The sequence below is a fragment of the Neobacillus niacini genome, assembly GCF_048572935.1.
Classification (GTDB): Bacteria; Bacillota; Bacilli; order Bacillales; family Cytobacillaceae; genus Neobacillus; species Neobacillus niacini.
In genome coordinates this window covers 5,324,001-5,345,104 of record NZ_CP183883.1, presented here as the reverse complement: position 1 = coordinate 5,345,104, position 21,104 = coordinate 5,324,001, and the positions used below count along the sequence as shown (strand labels likewise).

The 21,104-nt window shown below is 36.3% G+C and carries 22 protein-coding genes; 10 read left to right on the top strand and 12 right to left on the bottom strand.

Features of this window, described 5'->3' with window-relative positions; genetic code table 11:
• Positions 1–7 precede the first annotated feature (7 nt).
• Positions 8–574 carry a polyhydroxyalkanoate biosynthesis repressor PhaR gene (locus ACN6MT_RS26190; protein WP_419888670.1) on the top strand — a complete coding sequence of 189 codons (567 nt, stop codon included), beginning with the start codon at positions 8–10 and terminating at the stop codon, positions 572–574.
• 21 nt (positions 575–595) lie between these two features.
• Positions 596–1,669, top strand: coding sequence for an alpha/beta fold hydrolase (locus ACN6MT_RS26185; RefSeq protein ID WP_419888669.1), 1,074 nt, complete (start codon positions 596–598; stop codon positions 1,667–1,669).
• A gap of 69 nt (positions 1,670–1,738) precedes the next feature.
• Here ACN6MT_RS26185 and ACN6MT_RS26180 read toward each other — a convergent pair whose 3' ends face one another.
• From ACN6MT_RS26180 to ACN6MT_RS26160, 5 genes are all read right to left on the bottom strand, one after another.
• Positions 1,739–2,533 carry an alpha/beta fold hydrolase gene (locus ACN6MT_RS26180; RefSeq protein ID WP_419888668.1) on the bottom strand — a complete coding sequence of 265 codons (795 nt, stop codon included), beginning with the start codon at positions 2,531–2,533 and terminating at the stop codon, positions 1,739–1,741.
• Positions 2,534–2,715: 182 nt separating this feature from the next.
• A complete protein-coding gene (locus ACN6MT_RS26175; RefSeq protein ID WP_419888667.1) occupies positions 2,716–3,219 on the bottom strand; it encodes a PepSY domain-containing protein in 504 nt (167 codons plus the stop codon).
• A 126-nt stretch (positions 3,220–3,345) separates the two neighbouring features.
• On the bottom strand, positions 3,346–4,092 hold the full coding sequence (locus ACN6MT_RS26170) for a PepSY domain-containing protein (RefSeq protein WP_419888666.1): 747 nt from the start codon (positions 4,090–4,092) through the stop codon (positions 3,346–3,348).
• 65 nt (positions 4,093–4,157) lie between these two features.
• The gene (locus ACN6MT_RS26165) at positions 4,158–5,522 is read right to left on the bottom strand and encodes an ATP-binding protein (RefSeq protein ID WP_419888665.1); all 1,365 of its coding nucleotides are present in this window, start codon (positions 5,520–5,522) and stop codon (positions 4,158–4,160) included.
• Complete coding sequence (locus tag ACN6MT_RS26160) at positions 5,519–6,232, bottom strand: response regulator transcription factor (protein WP_419888664.1); 714 nt, start codon at positions 6,230–6,232, stop codon at positions 5,519–5,521. The genes ACN6MT_RS26165 and ACN6MT_RS26160 overlap by 4 nt, the downstream gene beginning before the upstream one ends.
• A gap of 177 nt (positions 6,233–6,409) precedes the next feature.
• Here ACN6MT_RS26160 and ACN6MT_RS26155 point away from each other — a divergent pair, with 177 nt between their 5' ends.
• Together ACN6MT_RS26155 and ACN6MT_RS26150 are read left to right on the top strand one after the other, a co-directional pair.
• A complete protein-coding gene (locus ACN6MT_RS26155) occupies positions 6,410–7,324 on the top strand; it encodes an ABC transporter ATP-binding protein (protein WP_419888663.1) in 915 nt (304 codons plus the stop codon).
• Positions 7,317–8,159, top strand: coding sequence for an ABC transporter permease subunit (locus tag ACN6MT_RS26150; protein ID WP_419888662.1), 843 nt, complete (start codon positions 7,317–7,319; stop codon positions 8,157–8,159). The genes ACN6MT_RS26155 and ACN6MT_RS26150 overlap by 8 nt, the downstream gene beginning before the upstream one ends.
• 74 nt (positions 8,160–8,233) lie before the next feature.
• Here the strand turns inward: ACN6MT_RS26150 and ACN6MT_RS26145 are convergent, their stop codons facing one another.
• Genes ACN6MT_RS26145 through ACN6MT_RS26125 form a run of 5 tightly spaced genes read right to left on the bottom strand, consistent with a single transcriptional unit; the run spans position 8,234 to position 12,727 of the window.
• Entirely contained in the window at positions 8,234–8,920 is a 687-nt protein-coding gene (locus ACN6MT_RS26145) for a response regulator transcription factor (RefSeq protein WP_419888661.1), read from the bottom strand.
• On the bottom strand, positions 8,917–10,389 hold the full coding sequence (locus ACN6MT_RS26140; protein WP_419888660.1) for a sensor histidine kinase: 1,473 nt from the start codon (positions 10,387–10,389) through the stop codon (positions 8,917–8,919). The genes ACN6MT_RS26145 and ACN6MT_RS26140 overlap by 4 nt, the downstream gene beginning before the upstream one ends.
• A 17-nt stretch (positions 10,390–10,406) precedes the next feature.
• Complete coding sequence (locus ACN6MT_RS26135; protein WP_419888659.1) at positions 10,407–11,144, bottom strand: ABC transporter permease subunit; 738 nt, start codon at positions 11,142–11,144, stop codon at positions 10,407–10,409.
• On the bottom strand, positions 11,141–11,845 hold the full coding sequence (locus tag ACN6MT_RS26130; protein WP_419888658.1) for an ABC transporter ATP-binding protein: 705 nt from the start codon (positions 11,843–11,845) through the stop codon (positions 11,141–11,143). The genes ACN6MT_RS26135 and ACN6MT_RS26130 overlap by 4 nt, the downstream gene beginning before the upstream one ends.
• 36 nt (positions 11,846–11,881) lie before the next feature.
• Positions 11,882–12,727 carry a hypothetical protein gene (locus ACN6MT_RS26125; protein WP_419888657.1) on the bottom strand — a complete coding sequence of 282 codons (846 nt, stop codon included), beginning with the start codon at positions 12,725–12,727 and terminating at the stop codon, positions 11,882–11,884.
• A 204-nt stretch (positions 12,728–12,931) separates the two neighbouring features.
• Between ACN6MT_RS26125 and ACN6MT_RS26120 the strand changes: the two genes are divergently transcribed.
• On the top strand, positions 12,932–13,126 hold the full coding sequence (locus ACN6MT_RS26120) for an IDEAL domain-containing protein (RefSeq protein WP_063251478.1): 195 nt from the start codon (positions 12,932–12,934) through the stop codon (positions 13,124–13,126).
• A gap of 148 nt (positions 13,127–13,274) precedes the next feature.
• Positions 13,275–13,883, top strand: coding sequence for an aminodeoxychorismate/anthranilate synthase component II (pabA, locus tag ACN6MT_RS26115; RefSeq protein WP_063251479.1), 609 nt, complete (start codon positions 13,275–13,277; stop codon positions 13,881–13,883).
• Between the two features lie 31 nt (positions 13,884–13,914).
• On the opposite strand, the gene ACN6MT_RS26110 is transcribed toward pabA, so the two are convergent.
• Positions 13,915–14,496, bottom strand: coding sequence for a hypothetical protein (locus tag ACN6MT_RS26110; protein ID WP_063251480.1), 582 nt, complete (start codon positions 14,494–14,496; stop codon positions 13,915–13,917).
• 288 nt (positions 14,497–14,784) lie between these two features.
• Here ACN6MT_RS26110 and ACN6MT_RS26105 point away from each other — a divergent pair, with 288 nt between their 5' ends.
• Positions 14,785–15,387 (top strand): hypothetical protein, encoded by a 603-nt coding sequence (locus ACN6MT_RS26105; protein ID WP_419888656.1) that lies wholly within the window; start codon positions 14,785–14,787, stop codon positions 15,385–15,387.
• Positions 15,388–15,410: 23 nt separating this feature from the next.
• On the opposite strand, the gene ACN6MT_RS26100 is transcribed toward ACN6MT_RS26105, so the two are convergent.
• Entirely contained in the window at positions 15,411–16,055 is a 645-nt protein-coding gene (locus ACN6MT_RS26100) for a YczE/YyaS/YitT family protein (protein ID WP_419888655.1), read from the bottom strand.
• 177 nt (positions 16,056–16,232) lie between these two features.
• Between ACN6MT_RS26100 and ACN6MT_RS26095 the strand changes: the two genes are divergently transcribed.
• The 3 genes from ACN6MT_RS26095 (at position 16,233) to ppc (ending at position 20,865) form a co-directional block, all read left to right on the top strand.
• Positions 16,233–17,408 carry an LL-diaminopimelate aminotransferase gene (locus tag ACN6MT_RS26095; RefSeq protein ID WP_419888654.1) on the top strand — a complete coding sequence of 392 codons (1,176 nt, stop codon included), beginning with the start codon at positions 16,233–16,235 and terminating at the stop codon, positions 17,406–17,408.
• A gap of 106 nt (positions 17,409–17,514) precedes the next feature.
• The gene (locus ACN6MT_RS26090; RefSeq protein ID WP_419888653.1) at positions 17,515–17,964 is read left to right on the top strand and encodes a CoxG family protein; all 450 of its coding nucleotides are present in this window, start codon (positions 17,515–17,517) and stop codon (positions 17,962–17,964) included.
• Between the two features lie 138 nt (positions 17,965–18,102).
• Positions 18,103–20,865 carry a phosphoenolpyruvate carboxylase gene (gene ppc / locus ACN6MT_RS26085; RefSeq protein ID WP_419888652.1) on the top strand — a complete coding sequence of 921 codons (2,763 nt, stop codon included), beginning with the start codon at positions 18,103–18,105 and terminating at the stop codon, positions 20,863–20,865.
• The last annotated feature ends 239 nt before the right edge of the window (positions 20,866–21,104 follow it).

Genomic DNA, 21,104 nt, shown 5'->3' with positions numbered 1-21,104 from the left:
GAACCAGATGTCAACTAAAAGTCCGTTTGATCCATATGATTCTTTCAAAAAGTATAGTGAAATTTGGGAAAAACAAATAAATGATTTTATTTTTCTTTTGTCCAATAACAATGAATTTGTCAAAATGTCAAAAGTGGGGACTGATTCGCACTCTCGTTACGTTGAAGTATTAAAAAAGAATCAAGAGGCACTTGCGGGTGTGCTCAATATTCCAACTAAAAATGACTTGGCGAATGTTACTTCTTTAACCATTCAAACGGAAGAGAAAATTGATTCTCTTGAAGAACAGATTTGGTGTGTACAAGATTCATTGAATTCACAAAGCAAGGAAATCGAAAGTGTTGTAGAGGTATCTAAAGAAATTATTAAACTAACGAAACAACTAAAAACAGAGTTAGTAAAAACAAAAAAGGAACTTGCAGATACAAAGAACTTACAAAGCGAACTACAAGAGATTAAGTTTGAATTGAATAAATTAACTATTCTTAAAGAAGATATTGAACTACTTAAGAGTCACGTGAAAAATGACCATCAAAAAGAACCGGTCCTTACAGGTGCTGGGGCAACAATATAAGTAGCAAAGGGGGCTTAAGAAGTGGCAGCTGATACGCTCTTTAAGGATTTATTTCCTCCCTTAGAGTTAGATTATGAAAAAGAAATGAATCGCTGGAAACATCTTTTCCAAGTGCTAAATGAGCCAGAACCCAAAATTGGCCATACACCTAGGACTGAGGTTTGGAGAAAGAATAAATCCATATTATGGCATTACCCGGCAAAACAAAAAAAATATGAAATTCCATTATTTTTCGTCTATTCCTTATTTAATAAACCTTATATTCTTGATATTGCTCCGAAGGCAAGCGTAATTGAGGGACTTACAAACCGTGGATATGATGTGTATTTATTAGATTGGGGTACTCCCGGTTATGAAGACAAAGACATCGGCTTGGATACATACATTGAAAAATATTTAAGAACGGCAGTTAAGCGCGCCATTCGCAATTCAGAGACCGATGAAATTACAATAGTAGGCTATTGTTTAGGCGGTACAATTGCCTCTATTTATGCTTCCATTGCGGAAGAACCCATTAAAAACTTGATTGTTGCAACGGTACCTATAGATTTTAATGAATATGTTGGTCCAGATAAATGGGCAGAGGGTTTTAGGAATGGTGATATAAATGTTGATCGCTTAATTGATGTTTATGGAAATGTTCCGTCAACCTATGTGGAAGCAATGTTTCGTGCAGTATCGGCTCCGATTTATTTTAGTAACTATACGACGCTTTTAAATCGAGCCCATGATGCTAGATATGTGGATAAATGGCGCCGAATGAATAAATGGACAACTGATCAGGTCCCATTTGCAGGTGAGGCATTTAGACAATTAGCGAATGATCTTTTTAAGGAGAATAAGCTTGTTAAAGGCAAATTAATGATTGGCAATAAACATGCAGATCTAAAAAATATTAAATCGAATTTGTTTGTTATCTCCTCGTCTAATGATAATTTAGTGTTAGAACCACAAAGCTTGCCGATTATGGATTTAGTTTCTAGTGAGGATAAAACGTACAAGCTTGTAGAAGCCGGTCATGTTTCCTTAGCATTAACCGGATTGTTCGCGATAGTTGTAGATGAATGGGCTTCCATTCGTTCCAATCCACTTTAATTGTTTGTAATAAAGATGAGTACAAGATTATATAATGGTTAAGGGAAGGAAGGGAAGAGATTCCTTCCCTTAACTTGCCTTTTTATGTTTATTTAAAAAGTTTCGCAGTACCTCATTGAATGCCTCTTTTGCCTCTAGCTTTGCAATATGTCCTGTATTTCTAAAAATAACAAATTCAGAATTTCTAATTTGTTTATGCATGAGTAATTGTATCCAAGCGGGGGTTATCGAATCGTACTGACCGCCAATAATTAAAGTTGGAACTTTTATCTTTGGCAGCAGACATAGATTATTAACTTCAAGGCAGGCATGCATGGAAGGAAGATAGTAGTCATGATTAGGCTGATAGAATTTATAAAAATTCTCAAAGTTTTCCTCAGTCCAAGAATAAAGGCAAACACGTGCAGCTATATTTTTTTGCTTCTCAAGAGAAATTGAGTCTGCTCTTAACTTACGATATTTTAAAAAGAGCTGTCCGAAATGTTTTGGTGCATAATGAAACGTACTTACGAGCGTAAGGGACCGGCACATTTCTGGTGCTTGACGGTAGATCTCTTGTGTAACCATTCCACCCATTGATAGTCCACAAATGTGGGCGCTATCGATCCCAAGACCTTTCAACAAACTTATAACATCCAAGGCAAAGTTTTTGATCGAAATTTCCTCATCGGTAATATACTCCCCATGTCCACGTAAATCTGGAATAATCAAGTCATAATGTTGTGCGAATTCAAACTGATTTGACCAGCCTTCCTTGATTTCACCAAGCCCATGAATAAAAACCAGAGGTTCTCCAGCTCCCATTCGTAAATAGGGGATTCCGAAAGGATTTTTCGAAAATTTTTCAGATAATAACTTACCCAATTAAACTACCTCCTATGGTTGATTAATATAATCTTTTTAGCCATAATTCGGATAGTGTAAACAGGATAAAGATGTAATTAACATATTATATATGTATTTTTTATTTAATATAACCAATAGGTGTAAATTACATATATAGGACGAAAAAGAACAATCGATTTAACGATTGTTCTCCCTCCTACTTATCCATCAATATTGCTGTCATCATCGTCATGATTATCTTTGCTGTCATCATCGAACTTTACTCGTGTGATTTTTCCTGTTTCAGCATCAACTCGTACGTCAGCTTCGCCTTGATCTGACTGAATTTCAATTTTGTATTCTAGTCTGCCATGTTCCATTTCCTTTTCAACTTCGGTAATCGTACCGTTTACCTCATTTGTGGCAATTTTTGCTGCTTCTTCAATGGATAAAGCCGAAGTGGTAAATTGGGAAGCAGTTGATTTACTGCTGTCATCGGCATTTTCAATTTTGTAGAATGTTTGACCGTGCTCTGTTTCTAGTTCAATTTCTTGACCTTCTTTTATTTCAGGAAAGCTTTTAGTATCAAGATTGATGACAAATGATTTGTCATTAAGATGAATGGAATCATCTGGACGAGTATCATTCTTTGAAGCACCGACTGCAATAGCTCCACCCAAAACGAGTAATGATGACACTACACCTATTAGAACTTTATTTTTCATTATGATTTCCTCCTTTTCCTATTACCTTTCTACAATTTCAGTATATACACCGAATATGAGAGCAAAAGGATAGAAACATTAGAAATCCATGAGAAATACTTGTTCATAAAAATCGTTTCTTATAAACTAATCATCATCGTCTCTTCCGTTTTGGTCACTTCTATGATCATCCCAAGATACTGACAGTACGTTCCCTGTAATGGCATGGATCTGGACAGTTGCTTCACGGTCATCATTTGTTTCGATTTTAACAAGGTAAAAGGTTTGGCCCCCTTCTGTATCCAGCCAAATATCATCAACCTTTCCCTGAACCTGAGAACTCGCAATAGTTATAACCTCATCTTCTGTTAAAGTTTTCAGAGGTGGGTAGATTTCAGATGATGTGATGGAGAGGATAGCACCTGAAGCGGCGTCAACAATAATCGTTGTTTGTTTGTCGGCTTCATTCACAATTGCTTTATAAGTTGGTTTTTGATTAGTATCAACTTTCTCGAAAGATACAAGTGATCCATTTATTGTGCTGAGGACGATATCTTTTAGTTCTTCTTCAGGAAGCTCTACTCTAACAGGAGAATCTGGTCTTGGTGCTGTTGATTTGGTACCTTCATCAAACGATAATATTTTTCCACTTTTCGCATCCAGTTTGATGACGTAAAGCTTCGTCTGTTTTTCGAGTTCTATTTGATATTGCTGATCGGCTAGTTTCAATAAGGTCACTTCTCCTTGGTAACGCTCTTGTACAAGTTCTGCAGCTTCCTTTTCTGTTAACATGCGAGAAGATGGAGAGAGGTTTCCAAATTGCTGCCAGCTGACAAAAACAATAACAATTATGATTGAGCAAATGGTTATCCAAAACCAAGATAATCTCTTCACTTTTCTTTCACCACCTTATTACTAATTATTTTCTTATATGGAAATGAGAAAGTAATGAGAAATTGCTATCCTTTTTCAATTTTTTTACTCTGAATTGTGACGGTAGTTCCTGCACCAATTACACTATCTAGATGAATGATAACACCGATCGCGTCAGCTATTTCCTTTGCGAGCGACAATCCTAAACCAGAACCACCCTGTTTTCTGCTCCTTGCCTTATCAACCCGATAAAACCTTTCAAACACTTTAGGAAGGTCGCTTTTATGAATACCAATTCCACGATCAATAATTTTTATAAAAACTTCATCGTGGGCATCCACTAGTTCTACTGTTATAGTTTTATCACTATATTTCCTTGCATTGTCTAAAAAAATAAACAGCAGCTGCTTGAGCTTTTTTTCATCGGTTTCGATGAATAGGGGGGGATCATTCTCCTGAACAAATTCAATATCACGATTATATGCATTTTTAAAGGCTGTGACGGTTTGGGTGATTAACTGGCTGATGTTTAACTGGTTGAGTTCAATATTCAATTGTTCATGGTGTCTTGCTAACATTAAAAGTTGTTCTGTCATTTCTTTCATACGGATTGCCTCGGAGTGAATCGCTTCGATTGATTCAAGAAAAAGCTTCGGTTCCGTTAAACCTCTTCTTTTTAAAAGACTCGCGTAACTTTCTATTATGGTTAATGGGGTTTTAAGTTCATGCGACGCATTAGACACAAATTGTTTCTGTTTATCAAAGTTGACTTCTAATAAATCAATCATATGGTTAAAGGTTTGTCCCATTTGAAAAAGTTCGTCTTTCGAACTGCCCTCAAGCTTAAGGCGCTTAAAAGCTCCGCTTTGCCTTATATCTCTCATGGTTCTTATCATAGATGTTACGGGCTTGGTAATCAGGTTGCTTAGAATCCGGCTTGATATTAATACAGGAATCAGCGAAAGAAGAGTTACCATGATTAACACAAGTCGCAGAATGGATAAATTATTGGTTGCCGTTTCCATGCTTTTGGTTATCTGCAGATTGGCAATGCTTCCGTCTTCCAATATGATTGGCATAGATTGAAAGCTAAATAGTCGGTCCTGGTATTCGATCGTTTTACTGACTTCATTACTATAAAAAACTGATTGCTGCTTACTTAAGTCATGTGCTCCAGGGCTAGTATACGGAGAGGAGTCATTCTTGTCTTTGGTAACAATTTGAATCATCCCGTTTACAGGGACATAAGATCTTAAAAGGATATCTTCGGATATAGTTCCAAGCGATTTTCCTATATTCTCAGATATTTTTTTCATTTCATCATTCGCTGTGCTAAGTTCGCTGTCGAGTGTTAATTTGCTGAAGGAATAATAAACGGTAATATTTATGATGAGCAGCAGGATCGCAAATAAAAAAGCGGTATAAAGATTTATTTTATTTTTCAGTTTCATTTGGAATCCTTTAACACATACCCAACACCGCGAACCGTATGAATCAACGGGGACAGATGTGGGAGGTCAATCTTTTTTCTAACATAACGGATATAGACGTCCACAACATTTGTATCTCCGAAAAAGTCATACCCCCAAACGGCCTCGAGTATTTGATCTCTGCTCAACACCTGTCGTTTATTGACCATTAGGTATACGAGTAAGTCATATTCCCTGGGAGTTAAATCAATGGACGCACTATTGCTTCGAGTAACTTCTCTAGATTTTTGATTGATGGATAAGTCTGCAAATCGCAGCAGGTCTTCGTTTTCGTTTTGAGCTTGTTGTTCTTCAGCCTGTTTGATTCTTAAGGCTGCACGGATTCTTGCCAACAGTTCTTCAATATGAAAGGGCTTTGTAATATAATCATTGGCCCCCAGGTCAAGACCAGATACTTTGTCTTCAACAGAGCTTTTTGCTGTTAATAGAATGACAGGTGTAAGGCGATCATTTTTTCGAATGCGCCGAAGAAGTTCAATCCCGCTTAACCCTGGAAGCATGACATCCAATAATATTAAATCCCAATTTCCGGTACGATAGGCTTCAAGAGCATCTAGGCCGTCCAATGCTTTGGTTACTTCGTACCCCTCATATTCAAGTTCAAGTTCCAATACTCGTGCAATCTTTTCCTCATCCTCAACTACCAGAATACTCCCTTTTTTTATTGACATTTCAATTCTCCTCACTTCTTATTCCTACATCTATTCGGCAACATAAATACAAAAACCTTTCGAACATATAGTCATTATGTAATAAAGAGAGATTATCAAATAAATATTTAATTATTATGAACGATTACCCATCGTTAATCGTTATAAAGAAGGATGAAGGTTATGGGGGGGACAAATTTGACAAATATTATTGAGGTCAAAAAAGTCAGCAAAAAGTTTAATCAACGTGAAATATTAAAAGATGTCTCTTTTACAATAAAGAAAGGAAGTATCAATGGATTGTTGGGTCCAAACGGGGCAGGGAAAACAACGATTATTCGTTTGTTAAACGGAGTAATTGAAGCGCCTACTGGAATGATGAACGTAATGGGGTTCGATCCAAAATTACAGGGTGATGAAATCAGAAAAAGGGTTGGAATTGTTACAGAAAGTGCAAGTCTTTATCATGATATGTCGGCCTGGGATAATCTTATCTTCTTTTCTAAAATCTATGGATATTCAAATACGGAGCGAATTACACATTTACTTGAGCAATTCGATATGCTGGGCTTTAAGGATCAAATGGTTGGCAGCTTTTCTACAGGCATGAAAAAAAGAATTGCACTAGCAAAAGCGTTATTGCATAATCCAGACTTACTATTTTTAGATGAACCAACGAATGGGTTAGACCCTGAAGGAATTAATGAGGTAATTCATTATCTCCGTAAAGTGAACCAAGAAGAAGGGGTTACAATCTTAATTTGTTCTCATGTTCTACATCAGCTTGAAACCATCTGTGATTCGTACTTGTTTTTAGTAGATGGAAGAATCGTAGAAAACGGAACGTTGGCGGAATTGGAGGATAAATACTTAAAGGAAATCAACTTATTAGTAGAAACGGGTCTTAAGCCTCTTAATAGCCAAGCCTACAAGGGGCACCCATATAAAAGAAGAGGGGCAAACCAATTGGAGTTTTTGTTGTCCACAAAAGAAGAGATTACTCCTTTAATATCCAACATTCTTAATGAAACATGGATTCATACTTGTGAGATAACCAACAGAAGCCTCGAGGCGATTTATTTTACTATTAGGGGGGGAAGAGGGGTTGAATAAACAGACGATTTTAACCATTGCACGGAAAGATATGAAAGCTGCTTTTTCATCCAAAAAGGTCTGGGTTCCCATGATAATCATTGCATTAATCCTATGTATTGTAGTTCCATCTGGTATCGCCTACTTCGGAATTCATTTTGATTTAGTTGGGACCTCTTCAAAAGACATAGAAAAACCACTTAATTCATTTATTGAGAATTTTCCTGATGAGGATATGAGAAATACTCTTATTGCATTGCCGACCCTTGGATATAAATTTGTATATTTTTTCTTATCTTTTATGATGATTCCCTTTTTCTTGATGGTAGCGATTATTAACTCAATGGTTACTTCATCAAATAGTTTTGTAGGAGAGAAGGAGAGAAATACATTAGAAACATTATTGTTTGCACCTATTTCAATTAAAGACTTGTTTCTTGGTAAAGTGTTAGCCTCCTTAATTCCAGCATTAGCAATTTCGTTTGCTGCTTTTTTCATTAGTTCTATTATTGTCAATGTAATTACGTATCCACAATTTAAAGTAATCTTATATTTTAACTCTACCTGGATGATTTTAATGTTTTGGGTAATTCCGATATTAGTACTATTCAATATTATCTTAAATGTCTTAATCTCAGCAAAGGTTAAAACGTTCCAAGAAGCCCAGCAATTTGGCGGAATACTTGTGCTCCCAATCGTGGGAATCATCATAAGCCAAGCGAGTGGAATGTTCTTCCTAAGCCCATTAACATTATTTCTGATAGGAGCTGTATTACTTATAGGCAACCTATTCCTACTAAAATTGGTCACTAAATTCAACAATCGTAACACACTATTCCAAAGTCAAATACACTAAACGACAAAAAGACAGTGTCCACCTGGGGTGGACACTGTCTTTTTGTGGTGCCTGTCACCAGGGTGAATAAAAGGTTAATGAAAACGATAGCCTGATCCCCATACGGTTTCTATGTATTCAGGGTTAGAGGGGTCAAGTTCGATTTTTTCTCTTATTTTACGGATGTGGACGGTGACGGTTGAAATGTCCCCATTGCTGTCATAGCCCCAGATTCTTTCAAATAAATGGTCTTTACTGAAGACCTGATCTGGGTTTAATGCAAGAAAGGTTAGTACATCGAATTCCTTTGTGGTTAAGGTAATTTCTTTGTTATTAACAAAAACACGTCGTGAGGAGCGGTCTATGAATAAACCACGGATGTAAATTTCTTGGGATTCTGTAGTTTGTTTCATTGATAATCTCTCATATCGGGATAAATGTGCCTTCACTCTAGCTACCATTTCATTCGGACTGAACGGCTTAACTAAATAATCATCAGCACCTAGCCCAAGACCTCTAATCTTATCGATTTCTTCTTTTTTTGCTGTCACCAAAATGATTGGGATATCCTTGATACTTCGTATTTTCTTGCAAATTTCAAAACCATCAATATTTGGCAGCATGACGTCGAGCAAAATTAAATCAAAATCCTGTGTTAGAGCCTTTTGAAGACCGATATCTCCTGTATGAACCATTTCTGTCTGAAAGCCGTTGATCTCTAAATAATCCTGTTCTAATTCCGCAATGCTTTTTTCATCTTCTATGATTAATATTTTTTTCATGATGTTGCCTCCTCGGAACAGGAATAGTGCGGCAAAATAATAGTTGTTTTTGTTCCCACAGTTAAAGTGCTTTCCAATCTTATCATTCCGTTATGTTCCTCGATAATCATTTTTGCTATAGAAAGTCCCAAACCGCTGCCACCGGTTAATTTATTTCTAGATTGCTCGGCACGATAAAACTGATTAAAGATAAAGGGGATTGATTCTTTTGGGATACCTGGTCCATTATCAGCAATGGAAATCTCAACGTCTTCGTCAGTAGAATCTATGGATATGATTAATTCCTTTTTATCTTTATCCATGTACTTCAAGCTATTATTAATAATATTTGCTAGAACTCGTTTAAACTTTTCACGGTCTGCTACAACATGATAATGACCCAGAGGGGCAAACTGAAAATGTAGTTCCACATGCTGTTTTCTAAGATCGAAGCTCAATTCCTCGAAGTAATCGGTTAAATAATCTTTGATATCAATTCGTTCGAATTCGAAGGGGACTTTGCCTAAATCCAGCTTGGAAAATAAGAATAATTCATCAATTAAATGATCCATATCCACAGCCTTTGTATAGATGGTTTGGATATATCGAGCTTTCTTTTCAGGTGTGTCTGCTACGCCATCACGGATGCCTTCAACATAACCTTTAATCGAGGTTATTGGTGTTTTTAAATCATGAGAGATATGGGCAATTAATTCCTTTCGGTTATCCTCATATTGTTTTTGAATCTCGTGTGATTCCTTTAATTGAATTCTCATTTCTTCAAATGCTTGTGTTAATTGGCCAATCTCATCATTTCTCGCTGCTGAAATGGAATGCTCGAGGTTACCGTTTTTTATAAAGTGAGCAGCCTTCTTCAATTGATTAATGGGTTTGATAATACTCTTTGATACAAAATAGGTTAATAACCCATTAGTGGCAATTAAAATCAATAAACATAAACCGAAGAGGATAGGGAAGAAGGTTCGGACAAACTGATTCCATGGGCTTGCGTCCCTCATTAAAAATAAGGAGACTTTACTGCCATCTTGTAAGAAGAAATCATGCTGCTTTATAGCAAAAGTCTGCTCACCGATTTCTTCAAGGCTGCGGAAGCTTTTTTCTGTTCCAAATTCCGGCAGTTCATTTGTACGAATATTTTCAAGCTCACGTGTAAGATAATAAATCTCATCGTTTTTACGAATAATTAATCCTGATTCAATCTCACTAAGCTCGTTATTTAGTGATTCCAAATACTCCTTACTCATCAATTCAGCGGGATTTACAGCGGATTTTTCTTTTAGCTCGAGGAAAAATATTGTATCCTCTTGCTTGGTTTTATGGTAATTGTGGCTCTCGGGTAAGAAGGTAGCCATCTCACGGATATCACCGAGAAAAACAATCATCAAAAGAAAGGAAGTTATTAAAAACAAAATAATGGGAACTGTTATCATCGCAATATTTGAAAGTATTAGTCGAAGTTTAATAGACATTGAAAAACACCCTCTAGTTAGGCTTCTTTTCTATTAAACATATAATAGCCAACTGTAAAAAACAATGCGAAAGAAGAGCACAAATACGTGACAGTTTGTATCATCCACCGAATTGACACATTGCCAAACCACTGCATATACCAATCCAAATAGGCTGTTGGCAGAAAATATAATGAACCAGGCAGCACATATGGAATAAATAGCATGATTAAGTATAGGACAATCATTCCTGAAACAGCAAGAACACTGGAATGGACAAATAGTGCCAACATAACAGCAAATGCTGTTAGAACGATAATGGGAAACCAGGACACAACAAAGGCACCTAGGCTGGAAGGAATGGCAGTTATCTCAAAAGCCTTATCAAAAACAGTGCTGCTAACCACCACAGCTGTCCATTCCAATAAAAGAATAAATAAGCTTAAAATACTAATAGCGATTACCTTTGATCCGAAAAGCTCCATTCGACTAATTGGTCTCACTTGAAGTAAAGTTCCACGTTCACCTTCCCTCGTAAATAAATCTGTCGCCGCGATAAAGATAAATAAAGGTATTAAAATGGTTACAAATAAATCCAACAAGGTCATATTAATATTTTCAGCCGGTAATGCCATCCAATCTGTCAAAAATAGATTGTTAACAAGAATTTTAGTCAGTACAGGAATAAGCACCGCAGCGAGAAGAAAAAGCTTCGTACCCTTTTTTGTCAGCAGCTTTTGCATTTCATTCAAAGTATTTGCTTTGATCGTGTTCATTTCCCTGCCACCTCAATTTTCCTGACATAAACATCCTCTAATGGCTCGTTACTTGCTTCAAATAATGAAACTACTCCATTGATGAGAAAACAAAAATTATTACATAATTTTTCTAGCTCTGATATATGATGACTTGAAATAACAAAGGTTACACCGGATTGGCTTGATATTTGCTGTATTGTTTTTCTTAACAATAGCAATCCATCAATATCTAAGCCATTCGTTGGTTCATCCAAAACAATCAAGCGAGGCTTAGAAATAAGTGCTGAGGCAATCCCAAAACGCTGCTTCATGCCCATAGAAAAGGAGGAAATTTTCTCGTCTTTATAAGGAGTTAAACCAGTCTGTTGCAATACCATTTCAATGTCTGAATCGGTTATGCCTGAGTACAAGCGAGAAATCATTTTTAGATTTTTATAGGGTGACATTTTTTCATAAGCAGCAGCGGGTCCAATTAAGGCACCAACAGGACCTATCGCTCCTTTGTAATTATTTGAAAGGTCGACGCCAAATATCTCGACTTTTCCTCTATCTGGAGAAGATAGACCGGTCAGGCATTTTAATAAGGTTGTTTTACCGGCTCCATTTGGTCCAAAGATTCCGATTATTTCTCCTTGATCTATCTTTAAATTGATATTTTGTATTCCTCTGCCATTTGAGTATTGCTTTGTCATTCCTGTAATAACCACTGCTTTTTCCAAAATTGTCACCCTCTATCAATTGCTAAATTGAGAATCCTATTTACCGTGATTGAATTCGACTATCTTATCGGCAGATATTTCAACAGGGGTTACCATAGTCTGATTGTAGTCAGATGCATCCAAATTAATTGTAAGTTCTAATTCATGGCTGGTATCCTGTTTATCTTTTCCTGTTACGATTACTTTGACAGTCTGCTGTTTAATGTAATTGTCCTTGTTCACTTCCGCAGTAAGTTTAACTTGCTTAACTGTAATATCGTGATCTAATTCAGGGAGCTTCGCCTTAATATGAAAGTCTGAGCCTTTAGAATCGCTGTTGTCTTGAAGCATGACAGCATGTTTAATCATTAACGTACTCAAAGCATTTGCAGAAAGAGGAATTTCTTTTCCAGTTAAATCAAGATCAATCACGTGATTGCCGTTTTTCTTTTCAGCGACTGTAATTTGCTGTTGAAGATTTTTTGTCATAACATCGATGAGATTCTCTACATCATCCTTTAATTCAGCTATATTACTGTGATGTGGATTCTTGGAGGTATCCATTTTGTAAACCGTATCAAGTCCGTCCTTCATCAAATACCAATTTCCATCTTGTTTGTATATGTTCATGCTGCTAACATCCGTTTCATTGGCAAATCGAGTTGAGATAGAGTTTACTTGATTCACTGAGTCTGATTTGAAAATGGACTGGGATGATAGTAAGGATTTGTTGTTGTCCTCGATATTTAGGTTAAAATTCAACGTTGCGCTCTCAGCTGTATGAGTTTTCTTTAGGGCGTCCTTGTAAAGGTCGTAACCAGATGTATTCGCTGAAATCGAATAAACACTGCCTAACATAAGTGTTCCACTAATCCCGATAACAGCTAAAAGTTTCTTATTCATATACATTTCCTCCAATCATTAGTTTGTTACAAGCTCAGTGTAATCGGGAGATATAAAAGCAATCTAAATAAACTATTAAATTTTTCTTAAATTAAATGCTGTTTACCAAGCAGGAAAAAATTTCTTTGGATAATAACAAATAAAATGTTTGAATTTTTAGATAATTAACAGTATAATTAAAAAAAGCTCAAGGAGTTGATTTCCATGGAAAAGAGATTATTAAATTCACCACAACAAACTGATGAGAACAACGATTCTGTAATTGCTGAGATGTTTTTAAACCACGCCTTGATTGAATTTAGAAGAGAAGTGCTCCGTAAGGAAATCGACCTCTCGCTACAAGAAAGAAATAAAGAAGCTTTCCTCAAGTTATCTGAGGAGTTAAAGAAAATTTCATAGCATATGTTACCTAACAGACTTCATTTATATTGGAAGCCCTTTTCATACTAGAAAGGGCTTCTTTTGTTTTTGATATTCATGTATGATGAAAAAAGCGGAAGCTAAGAAGAAAATGAATGAGTTTGAAGGGGATATAGGTGAGCAGCAAATGATTTTCATGGTTGATAATTATGATTCTTTTACCTTTAACTTAGTTCAATACTTAAAGGAGCTGGGGGAGGACTTAGTCGTACAGCGGAACGACCAAACCACCTTAGATGATATTAGGAAGCTGGATCCTGATTTTTTAATGATTTCTCCGGGGCCAGGTAATCCTAGTGAAGCTGGAATAAGCCTAGAGGTTATAAGGGAATTTTCAGGAATGATTCCCATTTTGGGAGTTTGTCTTGGGCATCAATCAATTGCTCAAGCTTATGAAGGGGATGTTGTCCCTGCTGCAAAATTAATGCATGGAAAAACCTCTGATATATACCATGATGGAAAAACAATATTTAGAGGACTGACATATCCATTTCAGGCTACGAGGTATCACTCCTTAATCGTGAAGAGAGAGACGCTGCCAGCCTGTTTTGAGGTCTCCGCATGGACGGAGAATGGAGAAATCATGGCAATACGTCACAAAGAACTTCCACTCGAAGGTGTTCAGTTTCACCCTGAATCGATATTAACCTCATGTGGAAAACAGATTTTGAAAAACTTTGTCCATTTTTATGGAAGAGTTGGAGCGATTAAAGCAGAAAGACAATATAGATTATAAAAAAATGGTGCCATTGTTTATGGCACCGAGATTATTTCTGTTTTTCCCCTTTTTTATTATTCATTAAATAAAATGTTATGGGCTGGTCTGAACCAGTCATTAAGTTATAAACATATGAAGATGTAATTTTATAACCTTCGTCAATCTTTTCTGCAAGATAGTTAGTGCGTTCAAATAAAATGGAGCGAATATGATTTAATTGCCGAGAGATTTTTTCCGTCAATGCTTCTTGTTGGTCTAACCGAGTTAATACCCCTTTTTGAAAATCTTCTTGTTTACTGATTTTTTCGGATAGTTGTTTTTGCAGTTCCTCTTGTGTTTTCAACAGATGGATAATTAATTCTTCATATTCACCATGCTTTTGGTTACGAGTGCTAATCTCATTTAACTGATTTTCTATTTTATCCCAATTGTTTGCTTGTACCACCTCTTGGTTAAGAAACCGGTGTTTCATTTCATTTATGGCATTAATCAGTGAAACATTTGCCTGATGCTGCTCGTCTATTACTTCTGAAAGAAAATCTCTCCTCACCAACTTTTGATTTGGTTCAGATAGCTTCTCCTTATTCTTATAAACTGTAGGATGTTTACCGTTGTTAATATACAATCCCATTTATTACACCCCTTATCATCAATGAATGTATTATTTTATGCTCAATATGTTAAAATGGGAAAATTTTATAAAAAAACAGGAAAAATGTGTGTCTATAGGGAATTTATCTTAGTAAATTATAATATATGAGCATAAAGAGAATTTCCTACGTCTTAAGTCTTAGCTTAAAATAATTCCCGAGATTGTGTAATCCTGAAGAACTACACGTTAAAATAAATTAAGATTAAATCATTAAGGGATATAAGGAGAGAAATCCCTTCCTATAGAAAAATGAAGGGGGAATATAGGATGAGGAAGATTTACGTACTTCTTACTGATACTGGGACGGTTTTAACAAAAATTATTAAACTCTATACGAAGAAGCCGCATAATCATGCTTCCATAGCATTAGATGACCAATTATGGGATGTTTATAGTTTTGGAAGAAAAAGACCTCGCAATCCTTTCCTAGCTGGTTTTGTCAGAGAAAATATCCGTGGTGGAATATTTCGCAATGCTGATTGTGCTATATATTGTTGTACGATATCTGAAAAACAGTACGAGGTAATTTATCGGAAAATTGAAGAAATTGAGAAAAATAAAGGGGATTATCGCTATAATCTTTTGGGGCTATTCGCGGTCATGTTCAATTTGGAGTTGGATCGAAAAAATGCTTTTTTTTGTTCCCATTTTGTTGCCGCTCTTCTTGAGGAGTCAGGGGTTAAAATCAATAAACAAAAGCCGCTATCATTAGTTACTCCAGATGACATAAAAGAATCCAATTCTTTAGAATTAGTCTATGAAGGAAAATTGTCATCTTATTTTGAAGAGGCAAGTGAACATGATATAAACAATTTATCTAATCAAACATACTATCAGGATTTCAGTACTGATAGAGTAGAGGTTATCTAGTTAAAATTAGAGAAGGCGTGTACTTATAAATACACGTCTTCTCTAATTTGTTTATTACGATTTTTAAATGCTTCAATTAAGCTATTAAAAAGACTCAAAGACCTTTGGAATACTGGACTTTGGATAAAGGTATATAGGAAGGTGGCAATAAATACTGGCCCTCCTAAAAGTAAACCGATGATTAAGACCAAACTTTCAACAAGGATACGTGCTTGACTTACCGATAATTTCGTTTTATTTGAAATGGAAAGCATAAAACCATCTCTTGGTCCGGCACCAAGACCTCCCGCGACATACATCCCGCCGCCTATTCCTGAAATGACAATGGCACATAACAATATAAGATAATCGACCCAAGAATTAGTTGGCTCAGGTAAAAAATCCAACCATAGAAAAAAGTCCATAATCGGTCCAATTAAAAGGGCATTTAGAAAGGTCCCAATTTTAATATATTTTCTTGCTGTAAAATAAGAGATGCTAACCAGTACTAAGCCGCAAATTACACCCCAAGTCCCTATAGTAAGCCCAAAATGTTGATATAATGCCACATTTAAGACCTCCCAAGGATGTAAACCAACATGTTTCACCTTAACGGCTATTGCGTTACCTAACCCAAAGAAGGTTAATCCCAATATAAATATTACATACTGAATTGTTTTCACCCACACGTTACCCCCGATTATAAAACTGTCAATTATCCTAAATCTTAAAAGATGTCGAATTGATAATCAACCATTTTTAGAATATTGGAGTTAAAAGAATTTTATTAATAGATAAAATTTTGCTAAAATGTATCAATAATATAAACATATTTGGGTTATATAAATGATTGAGAGGTTATATCTATGAATCTTGTTGCTTCAACTAAAGTTCAAAAATTAACAGCCAGTATTTTTCAAGAGGTAGCTGATCTTAAGCAGCAAGCACTGAACAGGGGTCTTGATGTTATCGATTTAAGTGTAGGGAGCCCTGATTTACCACCTCCTGCATTTGTTGTTGAAGAACTTGTAAAATATGCGAGTAACCCTGTTAATTACGGATACACCTTAAAGGGTATACCAGAATTTCATGAGGCTGTATCTTTCTTTTATCAGCGGCGGTATGGAGCAGATATCGATCCAGAAAAAGAAGTACTTCAATTAATGGGATCACAGGACGGACTTGCTCATTTAGCAACAGCGATAATTAACCCAGGGGATTATGTCTTAGTACCAGACCCGGGTTATCCTATTTACGAAGCGAGTGTCACTATTGCTGGCGGTGTCCTGTACTCTATGCCATTATTAGCAGAAAATAACTTTTTACCTGTTCTTGAGGATATTCCTCAGCAAATCTTGGAAAAGACCAAAATGATGATCCTTAGTTATCCAGGTAATCCGGTAACTGCACTAGCTGACAGAAGCTTTTTCGAAAAGGTAATCAATTTTGCGAAACGTCATAATATTCTTATTGTCCATGATTTCGCATACTCTGAATTAATCTATGATAACCATCCACAAATAAGCTTCATGTCTGTTCCGGGTGCTAAGGAGGTTGGGATTGAATTTAATTCTCTATCAAAAACCTTTAATTTAGCAGGCTGCCGGATTGGCTACGCTGTCGGCAATAGACAAGCTTTAAATATTCTAGGAACCTTTAAATCACAAATTGATTATGGGGTATTTTATCCTATTCAAAAGGCAGCTGTTGCTGCACTTACTTCGAATTTCACCATACTGCAAGAGCAGGTGAAAGAATACGAGTTTCGCAGAGATACCCTTATGGCTGGACTAGAAAAAAGCGGCTGGCAGTTGGCTAAATCCCCAGCAACGATGTTTCTTTGGGCCAAAATCCCTGCTGGATGGAAATCAAGACAATTCGCCTTTGAATTAATCAGTCACGCTGGCGTAGCCGTAATCCCTGGTGACGCGTTCGGAAAACAAGGCGAGGGCTATGTTCGAATTGCATTAGTACAGCCCCCAGAGAGACTGTCAGAAGCAGCAGCTCGAATACATGAATTTCTAGTTGAATATGCTCACTAGACATTGGCAATTTCATTCTTCTATAAAGACACTATTAATCATATAAATTGTAAAAAGACCTTCAGCTTTGAAGGTCTTTTAGATTTAATATGAAAGAGGGATACCAATGCCTAGCGAAAAACAACAAATAGAATTAGCTATCCCGATAAATGTAATTTGGGATTTCATCAGGGATGCAAATAATTGGGCACCGCTTGTGCCTGGTTATATACAACATGAGCAAATTAATGAAAATATTATAACATGGGAATTTAAAAGTGACCTTGGTATAATGAAAAAAAAGGTAAGTTTAATTATTGATATTAAAGAGTGGAATGAACCAACAAGGATAAGCTTTGAGTTAAGGCGTTCCAATGAAAAATATATTGGTGAAGGTTATGTTGAAGCACATGCAGTAAATCAGAAAAAAACATTGCTTACTGGGTTTCTTGAAATAAATGCTAGTGGGGCATTAGGTTCATTTGCAAATTCACTTTTTAAAAATGCGATTCCAAAATCATCAGAAGAAGTGGCATCTGCCATTGCCTCTAAACTTGAAGAATTTAACGAAAGGTAATAAAATTTGGCAATCCGATGGGAAATTCGGATTGTTTTTTTTAAATAATTAAAAAATTTTTTAACATGAGACTAAAAGTTATGTTATATTAATAAATAAAAAATTTAGTAAATTTACTAGTACAGGGAGGGTGAAAGCATGAGTACAGAATTAAAAGTGAATGACAGCAGTCTTCCACTTCGCCGCGATGTAAAATTACTAGGTCAAATTCTTGGTGAGATCCTAGTCAGCCATGGTGGGAATGAACTTTTTGATAAAGTGGAAAAAATTCGACTGATGTGTAAAACACTCAGAACTCATTTTGATACCGAAATCTATTCCGAATTAAAGGAAGAAATTGCAAACCTTAACAGCCCAATGAGAAAGCAGGTTATTCGTGCATTCTCAATGTATTTTCATTTGATAAATATCGCCGAACAAAATCACCGTATTAGAAGAAGACGACAATATCAACTTGAGGATGATTCAATTGTTCAGCCAGATTCTATCGAAAGTGCAATTCTTTCTTTAAAGGAGAATAATCTTAATGAAGATATGATTCAAGAGGTATTAAAGAAGTTATCTCTTGAGCTGGTCATTACTGCACATCCAACAGAGGCAGCAAAGCGATCAATCTTAGAAATACAACAACGTATTGCTGTAATCTTGAAGAAACTCGACTACCCTTTAATAACAAAAAGAGAGCGCAGCAAACTTGAAGAGAGTTTATTTAACGAAGTAACGATTCTCTGGCAGACAGATGAACTTCGCCATAATAAGCCAACTGTACTGGATGAAGTCCGGAACGGTCTGTATTATTTTGATCAGACCTTATTTGAAGTCCTGCCAGAAATCCATCGTGAAGTTGAGATATGCTTAGAAAAGAACTATTCCACAAAACAATGGGATGTTCCTAATTTCCTCAGATTTGGCTCATGGATTGGCGGAGACCGGGACGGCAACCCAAACGTAACACCGGAGGTTACGTGGGAGACGTTACATAAGCAGCGAAAGCTTGTCTTAAAGAAATATAAAAATGTATTAGTTGATCTTATGAAACGTTATAGTCATTCTACTACCAGGGTAGAGGTCAGTGATGAATTAGTCCAATCCCTTGAGATGGAAGAGGACAAGTTTCTGACAGAAGATAAGAAATGGCCAGTTAAAGGGGAGGTATACCGCCGAAAATTTGCTATTATTATCGAACGATTGAAACAAGTGGGGAAATCAGATTTAGGTTACCATTCTGCTGAAGAATTATTAGAAGATTTATATGTAGTGAAAAGAAGTTTAAATAACCATCATCCTGCAGCGCATGAGTTAAAAACAATTCAAAAGCTAATCCGTCAGGTACAACTCTTTGGTTTCCATCTAGCAACACTTGACATTCGCAATCATAGTGGTGAGCATGAGGCTGCAATTTCGGAGATTTTACGAAAAGTACAAATTACGAATAATTATCCTCAGCTTTCTGAGGATGAAAAGGTAAAAATCCTGGAAAATATCCTAATGGACCCACGGCCGCTTCTATTATTAAACGAAGATTATACACCGGAAACACAGCAAATGATTCAGGTGTTTCAGATGATTAAGAATGCCCATAAAGAATTTGGAAAACGTTCCATTTCTGTTTATCTTGTAAGTATGACAAGATCAGTGAGTGATTTACTTGAGGTGCTGGTTCTAGCGAAAGAGGCTGGAATTTATAGACTTCATGCAGATGGGACAGTTGAAAGCCAATTAAATGTAGCCCCACTGCTAGAAACGATTGATGATTTAACAGCAGGCCCTAAGATTATGGAAACATTGTTCCAAATGCCTGTATATCGTAATCACTTAAAAGTAATGAATGACCAGCAGGAGATTATGCTTGGATATTCCGACGGCAGTAAAGACGGCGGTACATTAACGGCAAACTGGAAGCTCTATAAGGCTCAGCTTGAAATTCATGAAATGGCAAGCAAGTACCACATAGGATTAAAGTTTTTCCATGGCCGAGGCGGTTCGCTTGGGCGAGGAGGCGGTCCGTTAAATAAAAGCCTGCTTTCACAACCTGCCGAAACAATTGGTGATGGAGTAAAAATTACGGAGCAGGGTGAAGTCCTATCATCCCGCTATTTGCTTGAAGACATTGCTTATCGAAGCTTAGAACAAGCAACTTCTACTCTAATGCTCGCAACGGCACACGTATCAAAAGAGGCAGAGCCTGGGGATTTAAGGGATGAATGTTGGGAGACTGCTATTGAGGAGATTTCTGACTCAGCACTAAAAAAATATCAATCACTCGTTTTTGGAGATGCAGACTTCTTAACCTATTTTAATGAAGCAACCCCATTAAGGGAACTTGGAGACTTAAACATCGGTTCAAGACCAATGAGCAGAAAAAACCGCGGTCGCTTCGAGGATTTAAGAGCTATTCCATGGGTTTTTGCTTGGACACAAAGCAGGCAGCTCCTTCCAGCTTGGTATGCCGCAGGAACAGGTTTAGAAAGTTATGCTTTAAAAAGTGAACAAAATTTACAACAATTACAACAAATGTATGTAAATTGGCCATTTTTCCGATCCACGATTGATAATCTGCAAATGGCATTGATGAAGGCAGATATCACAACTGCGAAAGAATATTTAACACTAGTGGAAGATCAGAAAATAGCTGAGAGAATTTTCTCGAATATCCTTGAAGAATATGAAAAGACAAAAGCAATTCTTCTCAAAATCACAGGGGATAAAGAATTACTAGATCATACACCAAACATTAAAGACTCAGTCTATCGTAGAAATCCTTATGTTGATCCATTAAACTTTTTACAGGTAGAATTAATTAAGGAATTAAGAAGTCAAAACGAACCATCGGAAGAGTTATTAATTGAGGTACTATTAACCATTAGTGGAATCTCAGCAGGTTTACGTAATACAGGTTGATTTGTATAAACGCTTCTCACTCGTTAAGGTGAGGAGCGTTTTTTCATTTTGTAAATGAAATTAGTTTTGAACATTCTGTGAAATATTAAAAAATGAATGAATATTCATTCGTTTTTGATCATAATCCGACAAATTCTGCATTATTGAACATGATATATTTTAGCCAGAAAAGATTAAAGGAATAGAAGGGTTAATTTTAAAAAAGTGCCTGCTTGAAAAGCTAGATTTGGAGGGATAGT

Bases quoted from the DNA above. Each gene is read 5' to 3' on its own strand.
- ACN6MT_RS26095 (WP_419888654.1), top strand. From the start codon at position 16,233: ATGAATCTTGTTGCTTCAACTAAAGTTCAAAAATTAACAGCCAGTATT.
- ACN6MT_RS26175 (WP_419888667.1), bottom strand. From the start codon at position 3,219: ATGAAAAATAAAGTTCTAATAGGTGTAGTGTCATCATTACTCGTTTTG.
- ACN6MT_RS26160 (WP_419888664.1), bottom strand. From the start codon at position 6,232: ATGTCAATAAAAAAAGGGAGTATTCTGGTAGTTGAGGATGAGGAAAAG.
- ACN6MT_RS26090 (WP_419888653.1), top strand. From the start codon at position 17,515: ATGCCTAGCGAAAAACAACAAATAGAATTAGCTATCCCGATAAATGTA.
- ACN6MT_RS26110 (WP_063251480.1), bottom strand. From the start codon at position 14,496: ATGGGATTGTATATTAACAACGGTAAACATCCTACAGTTTATAAGAAT.
- ACN6MT_RS26165 (WP_419888665.1), bottom strand. From the start codon at position 5,522: ATGAAACTGAAAAATAAAATAAATCTTTATACCGCTTTTTTATTTGCG.
- ACN6MT_RS26105 (WP_419888656.1), top strand. From the start codon at position 14,785: ATGAGGAAGATTTACGTACTTCTTACTGATACTGGGACGGTTTTAACA.
- ACN6MT_RS26135 (WP_419888659.1), bottom strand. From the start codon at position 11,144: ATGAACACGATCAAAGCAAATACTTTGAATGAAATGCAAAAGCTGCTG.
- ACN6MT_RS26120 (WP_063251478.1), top strand. From the start codon at position 12,932: ATGGAAAAGAGATTATTAAATTCACCACAACAAACTGATGAGAACAAC.
- ACN6MT_RS26140 (WP_419888660.1), bottom strand. From the start codon at position 10,389: ATGTCTATTAAACTTCGACTAATACTTTCAAATATTGCGATGATAACA.
- ACN6MT_RS26145 (WP_419888661.1), bottom strand. From the start codon at position 8,920: ATGAAAAAAATATTAATCATAGAAGATGAAAAAAGCATTGCGGAATTA.
- ACN6MT_RS26125 (WP_419888657.1), bottom strand. From the start codon at position 12,727: ATGAATAAGAAACTTTTAGCTGTTATCGGGATTAGTGGAACACTTATG.
- pabA (WP_063251479.1), top strand. From the start codon at position 13,275: ATGATTTTCATGGTTGATAATTATGATTCTTTTACCTTTAACTTAGTT.
- ACN6MT_RS26190 (WP_419888670.1), top strand. From the start codon at position 8: ATGTCAACTAAAAGTCCGTTTGATCCATATGATTCTTTCAAAAAGTAT.
- ppc (WP_419888652.1), top strand. From the start codon at position 18,103: ATGAGTACAGAATTAAAAGTGAATGACAGCAGTCTTCCACTTCGCCGC.